The sequence below is a fragment of the Paenibacillus sp. 01L418 genome (assembly GCF_056400045.1).
Window position 1 is genome coordinate 1 of the sequence record NZ_JBFTSN010000513.1, and the last position, 4,103, is coordinate 4,103.

Here is a 4,103-nt window from a genome sequence, read left to right on the forward strand (position 1 = left end):
ACCTTACCCGCAGCGGCGCTTCTCTTCTCCGCCTCCCGCTGCTCCAGCTTCACCGCTTCGGCTCTCTTCCCAGCCTCRCTTWKAACCTTACTTGCAGCGGCGCTTCTCTTCTCCGCCTCCCGCTGCTCCAGCTTCACCGCTTCGGCTCTCTTCCCAGCCTCGCTTAGAACCTTGCCCGCAGCSGCGCTTCTCTTCTCCGCTTCCCGCTGCTCTTGTGAAACGACTGCTCTGCGTGCATTCGTAAGCTGCAAAGGCGCCTTGCTCAATGATGCGCCAGAATCGTTAGCCTGCTTGAGGTTAGACTTAAGCTGAGCTCGATCCTTCGCCAGCGGCTTATTAAGGTTATCCAGCTTTCGAAGCGATTGAATAACAATACCGGGTTGAAGCTTGGCTTGCAGCCATTTATAGTAATCCGTCTGCTGCTCTGCCTTCAATGGTTGAGTAGGCAGCTGCGAAACATGCGGTATTATTCGTTTGGAATGGTCATGCTTAAATCTGTTCGTAATTATACTGCTGTTAACAATCTCATCTAACTGCTTCGTAATGCCTATTTTGTGGAGTGCTCCATCATTCGTTTCTTTCCCTTGAACAGGCTGTGCTATTGCTATTTCTCTTATCGTTCTTAGTTCTTTGATAATATGTGTCACATCTCTGAATACGATCGTTTCACGCTCTACCGTTACTCGCTCGCGCATCATGATGCGCTCAGGCTTGCGCTCTGGACTAGGCGGCGTTTTTTTATTGTAGCCGTTATTTGGTGCTGCTGCTTTAGGTGCTACGACTTGCACATGCAGCGTTTGCTGAGTAATGGTCGGTTCATTTTTGATCACATGCGACATAGCGACCCGCTCAAATATTTTGCGTCCTGTGCCTGTCTTATATTTATTTAAGATGCCTCCGGCAAACGGCTGAACCGACGTTGATTGCTTTGTCGCAGCTTTGCCCATACGGTCCAAAATTCGTTTCATACCGGTGCATCCTCCTATTCCCGTTCAACTTGCATTTTATGATTCATTAACGTTTGACTACATGCACAACCCTACTTCTGAAAATCGCCATATAAACCGCTATGAATAATTTCTATCGTTTCAACCGCAATGTCACTCGTGCTCGCATTCAGATGCGGCCCGGTCCACCTCACCGGATAAGCATCAAAGAAGCTCCAGCGCCCAAATTCTGTTCCGTCAGCAGATTGCAGTACAATCGCACCTGTTTTGCGGTCAATCGTTCCATCTATTGTGCTTTCGTACCAGCTCCAAAGAGCAGGCGATTTAGTCATACCCTTGCGCAGCACGAGATTTGGGAACCGAACGCCCATCGGCAGCTTATGAACATAACCATTCACTCCGCCTTCACGGTATTCCTCAATTTCTGTTTCTGCCTCAAGTCCCGAAACCTCAGAGAACCCAGCAACAAAAATGTCATCGAGCTCCACCCAAAACTTGAATGTTGTAGCTACATCGTGAAAGCGACCTTTCTCTTGCCCCTTCATGACTGCCATAGCGCCGCGTCACCTCTTTCCAAAAACGTCGAAAATATTTTTCTTACCGCTATCTGATTCATCGTTCATCTTGCGATTTATTTTGGAAATTTCGTCGCACCAGCGCCTGCGTTCTGCATGCTCCATGCTCATAATTTCGTCATGCGACCAATGAAAATAATACGCGACGAAGCCTACCTCCTCGTACAGCCGGTCAACCGGATAACCTAAGAGAGAGCTTCCGTTAAGGACAAAAAATCGACAGCCACCTCGAACTCGTGGTCACATTTCGGACAAGCCGTAAGCACCTTAGGCGCCTCTAAGTCATTAATCTGACGATATAGATTTTGCAAATAAGCAAGATCTGCCGTAAACAGCTTCTCGATCAGCTTCGTATCAATATGCCTAACGTCCCCAAGCTTCGTTACCACTCTAGCCATCAAAATAACGGTCAAATAACTAGGGTTGGATTGTACGCGCGGGTCCTTCATCGGTAAAATTTCATCAGCTGCCGTAGCAAGCCGCATAACCCCCCGCCGGTGGAGATTGCCTTGATCATCCACGTAGCCGCGAGGCAATTCAAATTCATATTCCGTTTGAAACGCCATCCGGTCATCACTCCAATATGTAAAATAGAATCAATTTCTAGAAAAGCGGAAAACAAGAGAGGAGCAAACGATTTCTCGCCTGCTGACCTCCCTTGTTCGCCATAAACCAGCTTTAATTACTCATTTCTATGCGGTGCGCGTTAAACCCTCATGAGCGAATTCAATCAGCTCTAGCGCAATATCATTGCCGGTACCATTGAAGGTAGGCGCAGTATATTTAACAGGCCAAGCTTCGATAACCTGCCAAGTAGCCACGTCTTCGCCTTCTTCGTCAAGCGCGATGATCGTAATCGTTTTGCGCTCAATCGTTCCTTCGGCGCATTCTTGAAGCCAATCATACAGCTCCATCGATTCAGTCGTGCCCCATTTCAGTGAAATGTTGCCGTACTTGATTAAGCCTGGAAGCTTGCGAGGTGTAATAACCTCGTTGCCCTCGCGGTATTCGACCACATCAAAGGTTGCCTCAAAACCGGAAACCTCGCTAAATCCTGCTTGCTCAAGACCTTCTACTTCTACACGAAATCTAAAATTGCGATATGGATCAATACGATCTCCTGGCATGTGGATCCCCTTCCGTTATTCGATATGGAAGCTAATGACTATTCCGAACCTGTTTTTTGTGTGATGCGGAATACGACGAATTCAGCTGGTTTCACCGGCGCTACGCCGATTACACAAATCAATCGTCCATTGTCGATGTCATCCTGTGTCATCGTTGAACGTCCAATTTCAATATAAAATGCTTCAGACGGGCTTGTACCGGACAATGCTCCGTCACGCCATACACGAGTTAAGAATGCGTCAATCGTGCGCTGAACCCGGGCCCATAGCTGCTCGGTATTCGGTTCAAATACAACCCAGCTTGATCCATTCATGATCGAACCTTCGATGAAAATGAATAAGCGGCGTACGTTGATATATTTCCAAAGTGTATTGGATGAACATGTACGAGCGCCCCATACGCGAATGCCTTGACCTGTAAAAGCACGAATCAAGTTGACGCCTGCTGGGTTAAGAATATCCTGCTCGCCATTGTTATATTGAACGTCTAGGCCTACTACACCGCGAAGCGTTTCGTTGGCAGGCGCCTTTTGTACGCCGCGTGTCGTGTCCGAACGAGCATATACCCCAGCGATTGTACCAGATGGCGGGATGAAAATATTGCGTTTGTCGAGCGGGTCAAACACTTGCAGCCATGGATTATACAGTGCGCAATAGCTTGAATCGAACAAATCACGATGAGCAAGCACATCCTGTACCTTCGTTACTTCGCGAGGAAGATCAAGAATCGCAAAGCGGCTTCCCAAGCTTTCACAATGAGCAACCAGCGACAGCTGTACGTTAGGATCGGTTACACCTGGAATCGCCATGATGCTGACAACATCGTTGTCGATAAACGACTGGATGCCTGTTCTTCTGCCTGGACCAAAGTCTTCGCCGATAAAATCAGCAGCCGACAAGCTCGCAGCAGAACCATCACTACCTCCCGCAAGCAGAATTTCAAATACGGCAAGCTCAGAACCAGCAATTTGCTCCAGCGGAGCAATGCTCTCTTCCGATGCCTTTAGTACTTGTACGCTTACGATATTCGAGCGGGATACCAGCTTCTCCACATAGTTTGGAGCCTCTGGATTTAGTGATGCTTTCTCGTAGGTTTCCGACTCTGTTCCGTAAAGCACGTTAATCGTAAACTCCGAGGAGCTTAGTACTTTAGTTGGAACTAGAGCCGTATCCACTACATCGCCGCTAAGTGCTTCTGCAAGCTCAATCACTTGATCATGAACAGAAATGATGCGGTTGTATTGCTTGTCTGTACCATTTGTAAAAACGACCACATCCCCAGCATAAAAGCCAGCAGCGTTTTTCACGCGGTAACGATTGCCTTCGCTTGCTTCAAAGATCGGTGTTTTTGCTTTGCTTGCAGGAACAACAACAGCACGAATTTGATTGCCCCAAKCGCCTGGATTTTTGGCGGTAATGGAGAGAACCGCATCCTTCTGAGCTTCGTTAGAGTC

At 47.9% G+C, this 4,103-nt stretch carries 6 protein-coding genes; all 6 read right to left on the reverse strand.

Annotated features, from left to right (window positions below):
- Positions 1 to 968: hypothetical protein (locus AC1DSE_RS31675; protein ID WP_477528787.1), on the reverse strand; the 968-nt coding region annotated here is incomplete at its 3' end.
- A 71-nt stretch (positions 969 to 1,039) separates the two neighbouring features.
- The gene (locus AC1DSE_RS31680; RefSeq protein WP_256710880.1) at positions 1,040 to 1,501 is read right to left on the reverse strand and encodes a phage tail protein; all 462 of its coding nucleotides are present in this window, start codon (positions 1,499 to 1,501) and stop codon (positions 1,040 to 1,042) included.
- A gap of 9 nt (positions 1,502 to 1,510) precedes the next feature.
- Positions 1,511 to 1,690 carry a DUF6760 family protein gene (locus AC1DSE_RS31685; RefSeq protein WP_076267912.1) on the reverse strand — a complete coding sequence of 60 codons (180 nt, stop codon included), beginning with the start codon at positions 1,688 to 1,690 and terminating at the stop codon, positions 1,511 to 1,513.
- A 17-nt stretch (positions 1,691 to 1,707) separates the two neighbouring features.
- Positions 1,708 to 2,088 carry a hypothetical protein gene (locus tag AC1DSE_RS31690; RefSeq protein ID WP_028611985.1) on the reverse strand — a complete coding sequence of 127 codons (381 nt, stop codon included), beginning with the start codon at positions 2,086 to 2,088 and terminating at the stop codon, positions 1,708 to 1,710.
- Between the two features lie 126 nt (positions 2,089 to 2,214).
- Complete coding sequence (locus AC1DSE_RS31695) at positions 2,215 to 2,649, reverse strand: phage tail protein (protein ID WP_076267913.1); 435 nt, start codon at positions 2,647 to 2,649, stop codon at positions 2,215 to 2,217.
- Positions 2,650 to 2,687: 38 nt separating this feature from the next.
- On the reverse strand, positions 2,688 to 4,103 hold a 1,416-nt coding region (locus AC1DSE_RS31700; RefSeq protein ID WP_477528788.1), incomplete at its 5' end, for a phage tail sheath family protein.